The organism is Rhodococcus sp. NPDC127593 (assembly GCF_042671975.1).
Taxonomy (GTDB): Bacteria; Actinomycetota; Actinomycetes; order Mycobacteriales; family Mycobacteriaceae; genus Rhodococcus_F.
In genome coordinates this window covers 79,109-92,868 of the sequence record NZ_JBHXWI010000020.1, presented here as the reverse complement: position 1 = coordinate 92,868, position 13,760 = coordinate 79,109, and the positions used below count along the sequence as shown (strand labels likewise).

Genomic DNA, 13,760 nt, shown 5'->3' with positions numbered 1-13,760 from the left:
GCATGTCCGCGCGAAATCGCAGATTAGCCGAGGCTAAGTCTTTACTGCAAGCTGCTCGATCCGCAGCCGCCGAGCGGTACCAAATCCGCGCCGGGCGTGCAGCCGAACGCCGAGTTGCGAACATCACACCTGGCCAGACGGCTGGGCCCCGCTCGTAGGTGCGCGGGCAGTTGGTCAGACGCCGGCGCCATTGCGGGTGCGGATGACTATCCGGCGGGCGTGTGCGGGGGCTGACCTCAGTCGGTGAGGTCGATGCGGACGGTCAGGAGGTCGGTGCCGACGACCCGGACGGCGACGCTGTTCATCCGGGGAAGCTGCGCCAGCCGGGTGCGGGCGTCGTCGTCGGGGAGCAGCGTCGCGGTGCCCGTGTGCCACCTGCCGTGGATCCGCAGCCGAACGGCATTGTTCGCGCGGATGTTGCGGATGTAATTCGACCGCTCACCGAACTCGGACACCAGCCAGAACTCGGTGCCCGTTCGCCGGCCCCCGATGGGCGTGACGCGGGGCTGCCCGCTCACGCGGCCGGTGGTCTCGAGGAGCGTCTGGCTCGACAGTCGCGTGGAGAGCGGGTTGGCGACGTGCCGCTGGAATTGCATGACGATCCGTCGTTTGATCGCGTCGAGGTCGGCCATGACGAGAGCCTTCCACGTGGGGAAGGCTCTCGTCGAGCGTTTCGCTACGCCGCTGCGACCGTCTCGTCGTCCTCGAACGGGTCGCCGGTCCGTTCGGCGTTGTAGCGGGCTTCGTCGAGGATGCCTTCCCGCTTCGCGACGATCGTCGGGACGAGAGCCTGGCCGGTGACGTTGACCGCGGTGCGGCCCATGTCGACGATCGGTTCGACCGCGAGCAGCAGGCCCACACCGGCGAGGGGCAGTCCCAGCGTCGACAACGTGAGCGTCAACATGACGGTGGCGCCAGTGGTGCCCGCGGTGGCCGCGGACCCGATCACGGAGACGACGATGATCAGCAGGTAGTCGGTGAACGACAAAGGAACACCGTAGAACTCGGCGACGAAGATCGCGGCGATCGCGGGATAGATGGCAGCGCAGCCGTCCATCTTGGTGGTCGCCCCGAGCGGCACCGCGAACGACGCGTACTCGCGGGGGACACCCAGATTGCGTTCGGTGACCCGTTCGGTGAGTGGCAGGGTGCCGATCGACGAACGGGACACGAAGCCGAGCTGCGTGGCGGGCCAGACGCCGGAGTAGAAGGCGCGCACCGACAGTCCGTGCGCGCGGATCAGGACGGGGTAGACGACGAGGAAGACGATGGCCAGTCCGATGTAGACGGCGGCGGTGAACCAGCCGAGCGAGCCGATGGCGTCCCAGCCGTAGGTGGCGACCGCGTTCGCGATCAGCGCGGCGGTCCCGATCGGTGCGAGGCGGATGATCCACCACAGCACCTTCTGCACGATCGCGAGCAGCGACGCGTTGAACTGCAGGAACGGTTCGGCCTTGGCCCCGACCTTCAGTGCGGCGATGCCGATCGCGGCCGCGACGACGAGCAACTGCAGCACGTTGAAACTCAGCGACGTGCTGGCGGCGCCCTCGGTGAGGGTGGTCTTCGCGTTCAGGCCGAGGAAGTTACTGGGCACCAGGCCGGTGACGAACGCCCACCACGACCCGGTGGTGGCCGGTTCCTTGCCGGCGCCGGTGACGGTCGTGTGCGATCCGGGCTGGGTGACGAGTCCGATGACGATTCCGATGACGACGGCGATGAACGCGGTGATCGCGAACCACAGCAGCGTCTGGACGGCGAGGCGCGCGGCGTTGGCCACCTCACGCAGGTTGGCGATCGAACTGACGATGGCCGTGAACACCAGCGGGATCACCGCGACGGTAAGCAGTTTCACGTAACTGGACCCGATGGTGTGGACGGTTCCGACGAGCCAGTTCTCGTTGCCGTCGGCGGCGACGGGCATGGCGCGGGCGACGAGTCCGAGGATGACGCCGACAACGAGTCCGGTGACGATCTGGGGGCCGAACGAGGTGGCCCACTGGGGTAGACGGCGTCGAGAGGTGGTCTCGGCGCGCGTGGACAGCGCGGAACTGGGCATGGGTGTGCCTTTCGCATGGGGCCGTGGAACGTCGCCCGGTGGGGCGGATACGACGAGAGAGAGTCCTGAGTGAAGCGGTGCGTCAGCGCGAGCGCGGACAGATTGCGCTCGCCTGCAGGCGGAGGTCGACGTAGCGCCGAGAGGTCAGGAACAACACTGCCGGAACAATACTCCCGGTGGCGGAGGGCGTATTACTCCGGTTCCGCCTCGCCCGGATACCAGCGCGCGTAGACGTCGGGGTGCGCGCGGGTGCGGCTCTTCCATGCGTTCTCGCCGTACGTGCGATAGAGCGGATTCGCCGGATCGAGTTCGATGCCGCGCGCCCGTTCGGCCAGGTGCGGCGGCAGTTCGATGGCCGGGACCGTGGCGTCGAGAGCGGGATTGAGGAAGTACGGCACGGACAGTCGCTCGGGCGCACCGGCGGGGGTGAGCACCCGGTGCTGGGTGGCCCGCAGGTAGCCGCCGGTCGCGACCTCGAGCAGTTCGCCGATGTTCACCACGAACGAGCCGGCGCGGGCCGGTGCGTCGATCCAGTCGCCGGTCTCGGTTTCCACCTGGAGTCCCGACGACCCGGGTTCGAGGAGCAGCATGGTCAGCACGCCGGAATCCTTGTGGGCGCCGACGCCCTGCTCGCCGGTGTGGTCGGCGCTCGGCCGTTCCGGATAGCGGACGACCTTGATCAGCGTGGCGGGGGCGTGCGCGAAAGCGTCGTCGAAGATCGCCGGATCGGCGTCGAGCGACGCGGCCCAGTTCCGCAACAGTCGCATCCCGACGTCGGCGAGCGCGGCGTCCAGGGCCTCGATCGTCTTCTCGAGGTCGGGGAGATCCGTGGGCCACTGATTGGGGCCCTGCAGTCGCAGGTAGCCGGCGGCACCGGGGATCGGCTGCCGTTCGGGGCCGATGTCGATCTGTTCCCGCCAGTCGGTCTCACCGTTGGTCAGTTCGCCGCCCACCCGGTTGTAGCCGCGGAAATGGGGGCTGTTCAGCATCGCGATCGACTGCTTGGAGTCGTCGGACAGGGCGAAGAACTCCCGCGCGACGGTGAACACCCGATCGAGCAGTTCCCGGTCCACGCCGTGCCCGTCGAGGTAGAAGAACCCCACGTGGTGGGTGATCTCCCGCAGCCGTTCCCGCCCGGCCGGAGTGTCCAGTTCGGCGAAATCGATGACGGGGAGCATCCCTCCACGGTATCTCCGGGTGGTCGCGGTGTCAGGTCTCCCGGCGGCGCTCGAGCAGCACGCTGTCGTGCCAGACGCCGTCGATCTGCGCGAGTCGTTGCCGCACCCCGACCGTCCGGTAGCCGACCGCGTGGTGCAGTGCGATGGACCCGGTGTTCACCGCCAGCACCGAGGCCTGCAGCGTCCAGATGCCCGAGAAGTCCGCTTCGTCGATGAGCCGCCGCATCAGCGCGGTCCCGATGCCCGCACCGCGGAACTCCCTGGCCGTGTACACGGAGTTCTCGGCGACTCCGCGGAAGCAGCGCCGCGCGGGGACAGGAGACAGGGCCGCCCACCCGGCGACCGTCCCGTCCACCTCGGCCACCCATCGGTGCCCGCCCAGCCAGCGCGAGTCCAGTTCCGACCGTGTCGGGGTCTCCGTGTCGAATGTGGCCAGCCCGCCGACGATGCCCTCCGAATAGATCCGGAGCACCGACCCCCAGTCCCTCGCATCGAGCCTGCGTACGGCGATCGGCGGCATCGTGGAGGTGTGGCCATGAAGTGCTGTGGCACAACGCAATCGGGGATCGGATTCCGAAGATACGAGGGCAAACATGGCGCCAGCTTAGCGGCTCGACGTGCCCGCGTGGGGTGCCACGTTTCGGGGCGAATGTACCTTCGGGCGCCTCGGCAGCGCCGAAGGGTACATTCGCCCGGCGAGTTCGGGAGGTGAACCCGGTGCCGTGACGGCTACTGCCGCAGCCGGATCCAGGTCGTCTTCAGTCCGGTGTACTTGCCCATCGCGTGCAGGGAGAGGTCGCGGCCGAACCCGGACTGTTTGAACCCGCCGAACGGGGTCTGCGCGCTGATGGCGTCGACGGTGTTGACGGAGACGGTTCCCGCGCGCAGTGCCGCGGAGACGCGGTGCGCCCGGTTCAGGTTCTCGGTCCATACCGAGGCGGCCAGACCGTAGATGCTGTCGTTACCCATCCGGACGGCGTCGGCCTCGTCGGTGAACGTCTGGACGGTGAGGACGGGTCCGAACACCTCCCGGGTCACCACCTCGGCGGTGGGTGCGACGTCCGCGAAGATCGTCGGTTCGACGAAGGATCCCCGGCCGCCGACGGTGGTCCTGTTGCCGCCCAGCAGCACCCGGCCCTCGGACCGGGCGCGGTCGATGAAACCCGCGACGGTGCGAGCGTGGTTCTCGTCGACGATCGCGCCCAGTGTGGAGGCGGGATCGAGCGGATTGCCGGGGCGGATCGACGACGCCCGGCGGACGAGGGCCTCGGTCACTTGTTCGGCCACCGACTCCTCGACCAGCAACCGGGAGTTGGCCGAGCACACCGCGCCCTGGTTGTAGAACGCGCCGAAGACCGCTTTCTCCACTGCCTCGTCCAGATCGGCGTCCGCGAACACCAGGTTGGGACTCTTGCCTCCGCATTCGAGCCAGACCTGCTTCAGATTCGAGTCCGCCGCATACCGGAGGAACCGCTTCCCGGTCGCGGTCGAGCCGGTGAAGGCGACGACATCGACGTCGGGATGCAGGCCCAGGGCCGCCCCGGCGGTGGCGCCGAACCCCGGGACGACACCCAGGACGCCGTCGGGCAGCCCCGCCTCCGCGGCGAGTTCGGCCAGCCGCAGCACCGACAGCGGGGCCTGCTCGGCGGGCTTGAGGACGACGCTGTTGCCTGCTGCGAGGGCCGGCGCCAGCTTCCACACCGCGAGGTCGAGTGGGAAGTTCCACGGGACCACCGCCCCGACGACGCCGAGGGGTTCGCGGGAGACGAGCGCGAGACTCCCGGGATCGGTGGGCGCGATCTCGCCGCCGATCTTGTCGAGGGCCTCCGCGTAGAACCTGAAAAGCTCTGCTGCCGATGGGACGTCGACGGTCAGCGCCTCCACCACGAGCTTGCCCATGTCGAGGGAGTCGAGCAGGGCGAGCTCGTGACGGTGTTCTAGGATCAGCTCGGCGAGCCGGAGCAGGACCCGCTTGCGGTGGGATGCCGGACTCCGCGACCAGACGCCGGAGTCGAACGCCTCGCGCGCAGACCGCACCGCGGCATCGACGTCCGGGGCGTCCGCGGCTGCCACCCGTGCCAGCAGCTCACCGGTCGCCGGGTTGATCGAGTCGAACGTCTCGTCCGACTTGGCGGGACGGAACGCGCCGTCGATGAAGAGCTCCCGGCGCGGCGTGATCGTCGCGGCGAGCCGGGTCCAGTCGGCGAGTGTGGTCGGATCAGGCATCGTCATCCCTCGTGCTCGAAAGTGGTGGTGTGCGATCAGGGAACATAGATGGCGAACTGTTTGAGCAGGGGTTCGTCGACGCGGTACTCGCCGCGCCACCCCCTGGTCAGGGTGAACGCGTCGCCGGGTCCGAAGGTGTGCGAGACGCCGTCGTCCGCCGTCAACGTCACGGAACCCTCCAGCACCCGGGTGTATTCGTCGCCCGGGTAAGACTCGATGTACTCGCGATATGGCTCCGCACGCCACGAGCCGATGGTGAACTTCTCGTCCCCGCTGCTCAGGTGGACCATTTCGTGTTCCTTCGGATCGCCTTGCTGGAGCGTGTCCGCGGTGACGTAGGCGCTGGGTGTCATCGCCGCGATGTTCCGGGCGTCGGTCGGGATCGGGTGCACTGCGGTCATGGTGGTGTTCCTCAGTTCTGTGCGTCGGCGAGTGGGGGGACGGAGAATGTCTCGACGGGTTCGATGGACAGTCCGGTGACTTCTCGTCGGAAGGCGACCGGGCCCGGGGCGGGTGGTTCGTCCAGCTCCTCGGCGTACCGGTGCCCGGACCAGACCGCGGCCGCGATCGTGGACGGCGCCCAGGCGTCGCCGATGCCGCGGACACTGCGCAGGTCGGCGTCGGCCCATTCGGATTCGCGCGACCGCAGTTCGTGGAACAACCCGTCCTTCGGGAGTCGCGCGGTGACGAGGACGACGCTGTCCGCGTCGACGAACTGCTCGTCGCCGGTGAACGCGCACACCGTGCGGACGCCGTCCGCGGTGACCGCGGTGACGGCGCGATTCACCTGAACGTGCACACCGGCCTTGATGATTCGCTTGCGGATGCGGACCACCTCCATGGTGTTCGTCGTCCACTGCGACACGTGCGCGGCCGGCGTGATCAGGGTGACGTCGAAACCCTCCTTGGCGAGGAGTTCGGCGACGACCGCACCGAGGTAGTAGTGGTCGTCGTCGAAGAGGACGACCTTGTTGCCCCGGGGGCGGAGGCCTGCCATCACGTCGTCGGGGGTCAGGACGTCGGCGTGCTCGTCGACGGGAACGGCGTGGGTGTGCCACCGGCCGACGCCGTCGCGCCGCCAGTGCGAGCCCGTCGCCACGACCACGTGATGGAAGTCGTTCTCGATGACGTCGTCGGCGGTCATCTCGCTCTCCATGAACACGTCCACGTTGGGGAGCTTGCGGAGTTGCTGTTCGCGGTAGTCGACCACGCGGATCCACGCGGACAGTCCGGGGAGCTTGGACTCGCGGGTCACACGGCCGCCGAGTTGCCTGCTCGCCTCGGCGAGGCTGACGTTGTAGCCGCGTTGCCCGAGCGCGCGCGCCGCCTCGAGTCCGGCGGGGCCGGCGCCGACCACGAGGACGTTCGAGTCGGTCGAGTGGACCTTGATCCGCTCCGGGTGCCAGCCGCGGCGGAACTCCTCGCCCATCGTCGGGTTCTGGGTGCAGCGGATCGGGGACATCGTGAAGTCGCCGGACACGCAGATATTGCAACCGATGCATTCCCGGATGTCCTCGAGGTTCCCCTCCTCGATCTTGCGGGGAAGGTACGGGTCGGCGATCGAGGGGCGGGCCGCGCCGATGAAGTCGAGGATGCCGCTCTTGACCTGATGCAGCATCGTGTCGGGGGAGGTGAAGCGGCCGACGCCGACGACGGGTTTCGTGGTGAGCTGCTTCAGCCCGCGGACATACGGTTCCTGCTCCGCCTCGGGGCCGAACCGCGAGGTGACGGAGTCGTCCTCCCAACTGCCCAGCACGAAGTCCCACAGATCGGGGGTCTCGCCGAGCAGGCCGATCACGTCTTCGATCTCGCTGCGGGTGATCCCCTCGTCGCCGAGGAGTTCGTCGACCGAGATGCGGCACGCCACAGCGGCCTTTCCGTCGGCGACCTCTCGTGAATCCTCGAGGATCTCGCGGAGCAGGCGAACCCGATTGGTCAGGCTGCCGCCGTACTCGTCCGTCCGGTTGTTGTAGCGGCGGGACAGGAAGTGGTGCAGGCCTCCGATCGCGTGCCCGGCGTACACGTAGACGATGTCGTATTCGGCCTTCAGCGACCGGCGCACCGCCTCTCTGTGCCAGTGCCGGAGGTCGGCGATGTCCGACTTGGTCATCGCCCTGGCCTGGACGGGGTCGTAGTTCCAGGAGACGACGGGCAGATTCTGCGGGCCGAGCGGGGTCTCGCGGCTGATCAGGTTGGGACTGTTCAGGCCGTTGTGGGCGAGCTCGATGCCGGCGAGGGAGCCGCCCTCGTGAATCTTCTCGGAGATCCGGGTCAGGGCCGGCAGGTCCTGGTCGTCCCACAGGCGCAGTTCGATGAACGGGCCGATGTCCGAGGTCGGATGGATCTCGACCTGCTCGGTGCAGACCACCGCCCAGCCGCCCTCGGCCTTGACGCGCCGCATGTAGGCCTCCCCGGAGGGGTCGCGGTAGCCCATGCCGTTGCAGTGCGGGACTTGGAAGAATCTGTTGCGGGCGGTGACCGGTCCGATCTGGACCGGTTCGAAAAGGATGTCGTATCGCGGATCACGCACGGTGGGTTCCTCACGCTGTTCGGTTCGTGCAGTGCCAGAATCGTCGGCCCGCGCGACCACAACAGTCAACAGGATCTTTCCGTGCCACTGCATCAGTTATTCAGATGCCAACTCGCCGGTCTCGGCATCTGGAGAACTGATGCAGTACCCCGGAACTTTGTGCTGTACAGATTTGCCGGGTGCGGACGAGAGTAGTGACCGGCATCACTGCAACGTGAGAGGCATGATCGATGAGCGACAACACCCCCACCGCCCTGGCGGACGAACAGACACAACATCTGAAGAAGTCCCTCGGCCGTTTCGACATCGTCTTCCTCATCGTCGCGGCGGTGGTGTCGGTCGAGGTTCTCGGTCAGGTCTCCACCTTCGGCGCGGAGACGTTCACCTGGGCACTGGTTCTCGCGGTGTTCTTCCTGCTGCCGTACGGCCTGATCTTCGCCGAGATCGGCAGCACGTTCACCGGCGAGGGCGGTGTGTACGTGTGGGTCCGGAGAGCGTTCGGCCGGCCACTCGCCGCCCTCGCGTCGTTGCTGACGTGGGTGACCCAGCCCGTGTGGGTCGGCGGGTCCATGGCGTTCATCGCCGCGGAGACCTGGAACCACTACGTCAGCGCGTTCGAGGAAGGATCGGTGACGGACTACCTGTTCAAACTGGTCTTCATCTGGCTGACGGTGCTCGCGGCCGTCGTGAGTCTCGCACGCGGCAAATGGATTCCGACGGTCGGCGCGTTCCTCAAGATCGTCTTCCTGCTGTTCTTCCTCGTCACCACCGGCATCTACGCCGCGAAGCACGGTTTCGCCGGCATCTCGGCGGGCGACTTCAGCCCCACCCTGGCCGGGCTCCTCGGCGTGACGCCGCTGCTGCTGTTCTCCTACCTCGGATTCGAATCCGGGAACAGCGCCGCCGGGGAGATGAAGAACCCCGCCCGCGACGTCCCGATCTCGATCGCCCGCGCCTGCGCCATCGCCGCCGCGTCCTACCTGCTGCCGATCTTCGCCATCCTGCTCGTCGTGCCCGCGGACGACATCACCGGTGTCGGCGGGCTTCTCGAGGCGGTCGCGACCGTGTACAGCGTCTACGGTCCCGCCGCGCCCGCCATGCTGACCGTGACCGGGGTGATCTTCGCGGTGATCCTGATGACCCAGGGCGCGGCGTGGATGATCATCAGTGACCGCATGCAGGCGATGGCCGCAGCCGACGGCGCGTTCTTCGGCGGATTCTTCGGTCGCTTCCATCCGCGTCTCGGAACGCCGGTGCGCGTCAACTTCCTCTCCGGACTAGTCGCCACCGTCTTCATGATCGCGGCCATGCAGATCACCGGCTCCGGCGGTTCGATTTTCGCTGTCGTGCTCACCATCTCGATCTCGACGTTCCTGCTCAGCTACCTGATCGTCATCCCGTCGGCGGTCCGCCTGCGCACGCGTTTCCCGGACGTCGTGCGGCCCTTCCGGGTTCCCACCGGAAACGCCGGCTTCCGCGTCCTCGGCATCCTCTGCTTCTCCTGGGTACTGCTCGGTTCCTGGGTGGCCGTCTTCCCCGGCACGCTGGAATCGGTGTTCGGCCTGGACTACGACTTCGAGGAGATCTGGGGCGTGAGCCAGGGGACGTTCGAACTGTTCACCCTCGGGACTCTGGCGGTGCTCACGCTCCTCGGCGCGGTTGGTTACGTGCGAGGCACATCCGTGCGGTCGGCGAGTGGCCCGCGCCCCGCCCGGGAGGACCGCCCCGGAACGGAGCCGGATCCCGACCTCGTGAAGGCCGACATCCGCTGATGGCGTCGCGGCCGCCGAGTGTGTCGCGGGTGGCTCCCCGGTCGGAGACCTGCAATCCTGGTCACCTCAGATCCCGAGGAGAGCGCATGCAACGACGACCCGACGTGACGTTCACCCAACTCAGGTATTTCGTCGAGGCCGCGAACTTCTCCAGCATGACGAAGGCCGCCGACGAACTGATGGTCGCGCAGTCGGCGGTGTCCTCGGCGATCTCCCAACTCGAGCACCAGATCGGCACCCAGCTCTTCATCCGGCAACGGTCCCGCGGACTTGTCCTCACCGCGGCGGGGGAGGAGATGCTCCGCGACACCCGCAGCGTCCTCGCCCACCTCGGTGAGGTTCTCGACGCGGCGCGCGGCCACGAGGACAACGTTCGGGGAACCGTCCGCCTGGCCTGCTTCGTCACCCTCACCCCGTTCATCCTCCCGACACTGATCTCGGACCTGCGCGATCAGCACCCCGACCTGGAGGTCGAGGTCGTCGAGACGCAGGCGGAGGCGGTGCGGGCGGCGCTGCGGAACGGCACCGCGGAACTGGCCCTGACCTACGACCTCGCGCTCGGCGACGACATGGAGACGGAGACACTCGGGGTTGCCAGACCGCACGTCATCCTTCCGCCGGACCACCGGCTGGCCGGCCACGACGCGATCACGCTCGCCGACCTCGAGGGCGAACCCATGGTGTTGCTGGACCTGCCGAGCAGCCGCGACTACTTCCTGGCGATGCTGTCCGCGGCGGGTGTCACACCGGTGGTCCGGTACCGGTCCGCGAGCTACGAGACGGTGCGCGGACTCGTCGCCCGCGGCCACGGCTTCTCGATCCTCAACCAGCGGCCCGCCGAGGGGCGGACCTACGACGGCGGGCGGGTCGCAACGCTGCCCATCGCCGACGATGTTCCCGGCCTCCCCGTGGTGCTCGCCCGGCTGAAGGGTGTGCGGAGCACGGCGCGGGCCCGGGCCGTCGCCGAACGGGCGCGCGCCGTGTTCGCGAAACAGGCGGGTTCGGCGCGCTAGAACGGCCACCCCATCTGGGCGTCGCGGTCGGCGCCGAAGGCGTGATCGACACGGTCGAGGACGTCGGGGTCCGCGGCCCGCAGCCGGTTCGCGGCGGCGAAGGTGCGTGCCCGGTGGGCGCCGAGATACAGGCTGCCCAGCACGTCCAGGTCGAGCACCACCTGCGGGGCGGAGTCGGTCGGGGTGCACATCGCGGTGCCGTCCCGCACGGTCAGCGCGAACCGCCCACCGGCGTCCAGGAACCCGTCGTCGACCTGGATCACGACGTCGAAGTCTGTTCGGTACCTGCGGGCCTCGAGTGCGGCCGGCACGTCCATGATCCGGACCCACAGCTCGTCATGGCGGGAGGTGGTGCGCACCAGCCGGCCGTCGGCCAACAGATATGGCAGGGGGTCCTCGGGGGTGAGGTGCGCTTCGATGCGGCGCACGAGGTCCAGCCCGAGGAGCGCCCGCCACAGCGCGGCATGCGCGTCTCGCGTGACCGTGCGGATCTCCTCCACCCGGGCGACGGTTCCGTTGTCGCCGGACACGCGACGGTAGAGCACGTAGCCGTCGTCGTGGACGAGCCCGAACAGGCTTGTGCCGCCGCCCCGTTCGCTCTCACGGTCGGCGAAGATCCGATTCCACACGATCTCGGGCCGCACCTGCGCCCCTGGTGTCACCCGTTGCCAGCGGTCGTAGACGTCCGTGAACGCCGGCCGTGCCTCCGCCGGATGGACCATCCGCACACCGCCCGGATCCGGCGCCTTCGGATGCGGGACGGCGAACCGACGGTCGATGCTCGACGTGGTCTCGACGGTCGCCGGACCGTACCCGAACCGGCCGTAGATGCCGCCTTCGCTGGCGGTCAGAATCGACAGCGGCACGCCCGACTGCCGGATACGCGCGTGATGCTCGGTGTAGAGCGCGCGGAGAATCCCCCGCCTGCGGTGCGTGGGCGCAACGGTCACAGCGGTGACCCCGGCCGCCGCGACGCTGCCGCCACCGGGCACGGTGACAGTCATGGGGATGTCCATGGTGGCGCCGACCACCGCGTCCTCGTCGAGCGCGATGATCGGCGGCGCGCCGCTGACGAGTTGCTTCCAGTGGGCGGTGAATTCCTCGGTCTGCGGTGTCACGAAGCAGATCTCGTTGAGCAGGGTGATCTTCGGCCAGTCCTGCTCGGTCGCGGTCCTGATCGTGATGCCGGCGGTGGTCGTCGTCATCCCCCGACACTGGCACACGCCAAGTGGACTCGCAGCCGAATTTCGGCGTCCGACCTTGACCTGGTGCGCGTCTTCGGAGAGTCTGAGATCTTGCCGACCCGTGAGGGGGTGACGTCACGGTGTCGAGTGACCGCCCCTCGTCTGCACCTCGCCGAACGCTCCGGCTACGCCGGGAGTCCTGGGGATTCGTGATCGGCTCCTTCCTGTTCGGGATGGCGGCCACGCGGGTGTACGGGGACGCGGTCGGCGCCGAGATCGACAACATCACCTACTTCCTCGGATCGCTGTTCTTCACCACCGCCGGATTCATCCAGTTGCGGCTCAGCGGCAGGCCGGTGCCCGGGGAGGAATCAGCGACGGTCGAACGCTACGACTGGTGGGCGGCGCTGGTCCAGTTCGTCGGCACCCTGCTGTTCAACGTGAGTACCGGGGTCGCGCTGATCCAGGGTCTCACCGTCGAACAGTACCGGGTGTGGGGGTGGCGTCCCGACCTCTTCGGATCGACGGCGTTCCTCGTCGCCAGCGGTCTTGCGGTGGTGGCCACCACCGAAACCGACAAGCTGTGGGATCCGCATGCCCGCAACTGGCGCAGCACCTGGCTGAACATGATCGGGTCGGTGGCGTTCGGGGTATCCGCGGTCGCCGCGTTCATCGTGCCCGGCACGGACGCGCTGGAGAACGCGACGATCGCCGATCTGGGCACATTCGTGGGCGCGGTCTGCTTCCTCGTGGCCGCACTGCTGATGCGCCCGCCTCACCCCAGATATTCGCCGAACCAGGCGAGGACACGTTCGTAGGCCTCGGCTGCCGCGGTCGCGTTGTAGCGGGGCCCGGTGTCGTTGAAGAACGCGTGATCGGCACCCGGAACCGTGACGATCTCGTGCGGTAGCCCCGCCTTCGCGAGTGCGGCAGCCGCGGCGTCGCGGGACGCGTTCACCCGGGCGTCCAATTCCGCGTAGATGGCGAGGACCGCGGCCCTCGACCCGGAGAAGTCGGCGCCGTCGGGCAGTGGACCGTAGAAGGGGACCGCCGCCGCCAGGCGTGGCTCGCCGGACGCGAGGAGTTGCCACACCATCCCGCCGCCGAAACAGAACCCGACCGCCGCGATCTTCTCGTCCGGCTCCCGTCGCCCGAGTTCGTCGACCCCGGCCTTCATATCTGCGACGAAGCGCGCCGGCGGCACGGTCGCCAGCGCGGCGGTCGCCTGCGCCTGATCGGTGAACGTCGCGGTCCCACCCTCTTCCGAGAGCAGGTCGAGGGCAAGTGCGGAGTAGCCGGCACCTGCGAATCGTCCCGCCACCGAACGGATGTGGTCGGTCAGGCCCTTGTTCTCGTGTATGACGAGGACCGTTCCGCGGGGTGTGGCGGCGTCGGCCCACGCACCCTGCAGGACGCGGCCGTCCGGGCCGGGGAACGACACCGCTTCGGTTGCGACGGCCTCGGCCGCTCCCGGCGGCGGGGGCGTCGCTCCGCCCGGCGTCACCGGAGCCGAGGTCGGCGACTCGTCGCTGCCGGTGGAGCAAGCGGCGAGCAGCGAGGACGCCGCCGCCACGCCGAGACCGATGAGGCCGAGTCTTCGTAACGCCTCGCGGCGGGACAGCAGCCCGTCGGCATGATCGATCGCGATCTCTTCGGCGATATAGCGCTGCAGTGGCGTCATGATCGTCCCCGTCCGCATCGGCTGATGTAGGGAATTATCCCTGGTCGAACCTGTGATCGGTATTGATTCCCAGTTCATCACTTTTCCTTATGCAGTGCGCCACTTATCTGTGTTGTACAG

12 protein-coding genes are annotated in these 13,760 nt (G+C 68.2%); 3 read left to right on the top strand and 9 right to left on the bottom strand.

The annotated features are described in order from the left end of the window. Nucleotides 1–236: 236 nt before the first annotated feature. The 7 genes from ACFVJ3_RS20070 to ACFVJ3_RS20040 form a co-directional block, all read right to left on the bottom strand. The gene (locus ACFVJ3_RS20070; protein ID WP_378453683.1) at nt 237–632 is read right to left on the bottom strand and encodes a nitroreductase/quinone reductase family protein; all 396 of its coding nucleotides are present in this window, start codon (nt 630–632) and stop codon (nt 237–239) included. A 44-nt stretch (nt 633–676) separates the two neighbouring features. After that, nucleotides 677–2,056 (bottom strand): dicarboxylate/amino acid:cation symporter, encoded by a 1,380-nt coding sequence (locus ACFVJ3_RS20065; protein WP_378453682.1) that lies wholly within the window; start codon nt 2,054–2,056, stop codon nt 677–679. Between the two features lie 191 nt (nt 2,057–2,247). Further along, nucleotides 2,248–3,234, bottom strand: a complete 987-nt coding sequence (locus tag ACFVJ3_RS20060) for an isopenicillin N synthase family dioxygenase (RefSeq protein WP_378453681.1) — start codon at nt 3,232–3,234, stop codon at nt 2,248–2,250. 31 nt (nt 3,235–3,265) lie between these two features. Next, nucleotides 3,266–3,754, bottom strand: coding sequence for a GNAT family N-acetyltransferase (locus ACFVJ3_RS20055; RefSeq protein WP_378453680.1), 489 nt, complete (start codon nt 3,752–3,754; stop codon nt 3,266–3,268). Nucleotides 3,755–3,963: 209 nt separating this feature from the next. Beyond that, nucleotides 3,964–5,460, bottom strand: a complete 1,497-nt coding sequence (locus tag ACFVJ3_RS20050) for an aldehyde dehydrogenase (protein ID WP_378453679.1) — start codon at nt 5,458–5,460, stop codon at nt 3,964–3,966. Between the two features lie 35 nt (nt 5,461–5,495). After that, nucleotides 5,496–5,861, bottom strand: a complete 366-nt coding sequence (locus tag ACFVJ3_RS20045; RefSeq protein ID WP_378453678.1) for a cupin domain-containing protein — start codon at nt 5,859–5,861, stop codon at nt 5,496–5,498. A gap of 11 nt (nt 5,862–5,872) precedes the next feature. Further along, nucleotides 5,873–7,990 (bottom strand): FAD-dependent oxidoreductase, encoded by a 2,118-nt coding sequence (locus ACFVJ3_RS20040; protein WP_378453677.1) that lies wholly within the window; start codon nt 7,988–7,990, stop codon nt 5,873–5,875. A 230-nt stretch (nt 7,991–8,220) separates the two neighbouring features. On the opposite strand from ACFVJ3_RS20040, the gene ACFVJ3_RS20035 reads away from it, so the two are divergent. Continuing rightward, on the top strand, nt 8,221–9,762 hold the full coding sequence (locus tag ACFVJ3_RS20035) for an APC family permease (RefSeq protein WP_378453676.1): 1,542 nt from the start codon (nt 8,221–8,223) through the stop codon (nt 9,760–9,762). Between the two features lie 86 nt (nt 9,763–9,848). Beyond that, complete coding sequence (locus ACFVJ3_RS20030; RefSeq protein ID WP_061044390.1) at nt 9,849–10,775, top strand: LysR family transcriptional regulator; 927 nt, start codon at nt 9,849–9,851, stop codon at nt 10,773–10,775. Here ACFVJ3_RS20030 and ACFVJ3_RS20025 read toward each other — a convergent pair. Next, nucleotides 10,772–11,980: an enhanced intracellular survival protein Eis gene (locus ACFVJ3_RS20025; RefSeq protein ID WP_378453675.1), complete on the bottom strand. Its 1,209-nt coding sequence runs from the start codon at nt 11,978–11,980 to the stop codon at nt 10,772–10,774. The two genes, ACFVJ3_RS20030 and ACFVJ3_RS20025, sit on opposite strands and share 4 nt — an antisense overlap. 119 nt (nt 11,981–12,099) lie before the next feature. On the opposite strand from ACFVJ3_RS20025, the gene ACFVJ3_RS20020 reads away from it, so the two are divergent. Then, complete coding sequence (locus tag ACFVJ3_RS20020) at nt 12,100–12,777, top strand: hypothetical protein (RefSeq protein WP_378453674.1); 678 nt, start codon at nt 12,100–12,102, stop codon at nt 12,775–12,777. Here ACFVJ3_RS20020 and ACFVJ3_RS20015 read toward each other — a convergent pair. After that, nucleotides 12,735–13,640 carry a dienelactone hydrolase family protein gene (locus ACFVJ3_RS20015; protein WP_378453673.1) on the bottom strand — a complete coding sequence of 302 codons (906 nt, stop codon included), beginning with the start codon at nt 13,638–13,640 and terminating at the stop codon, nt 12,735–12,737. The two genes, ACFVJ3_RS20020 and ACFVJ3_RS20015, sit on opposite strands and share 43 nt — an antisense overlap. Nucleotides 13,641–13,760 lie beyond the last annotated feature (120 nt).

Bases quoted from the DNA above. Each gene is read 5' to 3' on its own strand.
- ACFVJ3_RS20035 (WP_378453676.1), top strand. From the start codon at position 8,221: ATGAGCGACAACACCCCCACCGCCCTGGCGGACGAACAGACACAACAT.
- ACFVJ3_RS20060 (WP_378453681.1), bottom strand. From the start codon at position 3,234: ATGCTCCCCGTCATCGATTTCGCCGAACTGGACACTCCGGCCGGGCGG.
- ACFVJ3_RS20045 (WP_378453678.1), bottom strand. From the start codon at position 5,861: ATGACCGCAGTGCACCCGATCCCGACCGACGCCCGGAACATCGCGGCG.
- ACFVJ3_RS20070 (WP_378453683.1), bottom strand. From the start codon at position 632: ATGGCCGACCTCGACGCGATCAAACGACGGATCGTCATGCAATTCCAG.
- ACFVJ3_RS20055 (WP_378453680.1), bottom strand. From the start codon at position 3,754: ATGCCGCCGATCGCCGTACGCAGGCTCGATGCGAGGGACTGGGGGTCG.
- ACFVJ3_RS20065 (WP_378453682.1), bottom strand. From the start codon at position 2,056: ATGCCCAGTTCCGCGCTGTCCACGCGCGCCGAGACCACCTCTCGACGC.
- ACFVJ3_RS20030 (WP_061044390.1), top strand. From the start codon at position 9,849: ATGCAACGACGACCCGACGTGACGTTCACCCAACTCAGGTATTTCGTC.
- ACFVJ3_RS20025 (WP_378453675.1), bottom strand. From the start codon at position 11,980: ATGACGACGACCACCGCCGGCATCACGATCAGGACCGCGACCGAGCAG.
- ACFVJ3_RS20015 (WP_378453673.1), bottom strand. From the start codon at position 13,640: ATGACGCCACTGCAGCGCTATATCGCCGAAGAGATCGCGATCGATCAT.
- ACFVJ3_RS20050 (WP_378453679.1), bottom strand. From the start codon at position 5,460: ATGCCTGATCCGACCACACTCGCCGACTGGACCCGGCTCGCCGCGACG.